The following is a 1,150-nucleotide window of genomic DNA, read 5'->3' as shown; positions in this document are numbered from 1 at the left end:
CTTGGGGTCAAGGGTTGAGTGCAATCGTTAGGGCGCGATGAGTTCCGCGAGGCGTTGGGTTGGGGTGGCCCAGCCCAACGTTTCGCGGGGTCGGGTGTTGAGTTCGTGGGCGACGTTGTCCAGGCCGTTTTGGTCGATGGCGCGGAAGTCGTAGCTGCCCTTGGGGAAGTACTGGCGCAGGAGTCCGTTGGTGTTCTCGTTGGTGCCGCGTTGCCAGGGGCTGTGGGGGTCGCAGAAGTAGACCGGGCATCCGGTGGCGACGGTGAACACCGGGTGGGTGGCCATCTCGACGCCCTGGTCCCAGGTCAGTGAGCGGCGCAGGTGCTCGGGCATTCGGGCGGTCAGGGCGGCGAGGACCCCGATGACGGCTTCGCTGTCGCGGCCGTTCGGGAGCGCGCCGAGCATCACGTAGCGGGTGGAGCGTTCCACCAGGGTCACGATCGCCGACGTGCCGGCCTTACCGATGACCAGGTCACCTTCCCAGTGCCCCGGTACCGCCCGGTCGGCAGCCTCCGCCGGGCGGGCACTGATGTGCAGATCCCCGATCCAGGGCCGCCGACTACGGGCAGCACCCGCGGCACGCGACTGCGCACGCCGCTGGGTACGCCCGGAACGCAGCGCCACCTGCCGGGTCAACTCAGCTCTGAGGTTCCCCCGCGACTGCACGTAGATCGCCTGGTAAATCGTCTCGTGAGACACCTGCAACTCCGGCCGGTCAGCGAACGTGGCCCGCAACCACGCGGCGATCTGCTTCGGAGACCACCTACGCGCCAGTTTCCCCGCCACTACCCGCCGCAGCCGCGTCCCCGGTCCCAACTTCGACGCCTTCGGCCGCCGACGCGCCGCGTCCGCACGCCGCTGCGCCCACTGCGCCTGATACCCCCACCGATACGGTGCCCGAGCCCGCCCCGACGGCAACGACCGCCCGAGCGGGTTCTTCGTCCCGTGCCGCGCACTGTGATACCGGCCCACCTCCCGCGACACCGTGCCCACCGAGACCCCGAGAAGCCCCGCGATCTGCGTGATCGTCCGACCCGAACCCCACAAGTGCTCCAACACCTGCCGATGCCCGAACGTCACCGCACCTGGACTCGCCACCAGCACCTCCACCACAACCAAGATCAGTTGCACTGAAGCCTAGAAACCACCC

At 68.7% G+C, this 1,150-nt stretch carries 1 protein-coding gene; it reads right to left on the bottom strand.

Annotated elements, in window-relative coordinates; all coding sequences use genetic code 11:
* Positions 1-27: 27 nt before the first annotated feature.
* Positions 28-1,131, bottom strand: a complete 1,104-nt coding sequence (locus ACLQ29_RS35355) for an IS30 family transposase (protein WP_425775699.1) — start codon at positions 1,129-1,131, stop codon at positions 28-30.
* Between the last annotated feature and the right edge of the window lie 19 nt (positions 1,132-1,150).

It is taken from the genome of Micromonospora sp. DT228, from assembly GCF_049841595.1.
Classification (GTDB): domain Bacteria; phylum Actinomycetota; class Actinomycetes; order Mycobacteriales; family Micromonosporaceae; genus Micromonospora.
The sequence above is the reverse complement of the archived record's forward strand: the minus strand, read 5'-3'. Positions and strand labels throughout refer to the sequence as shown.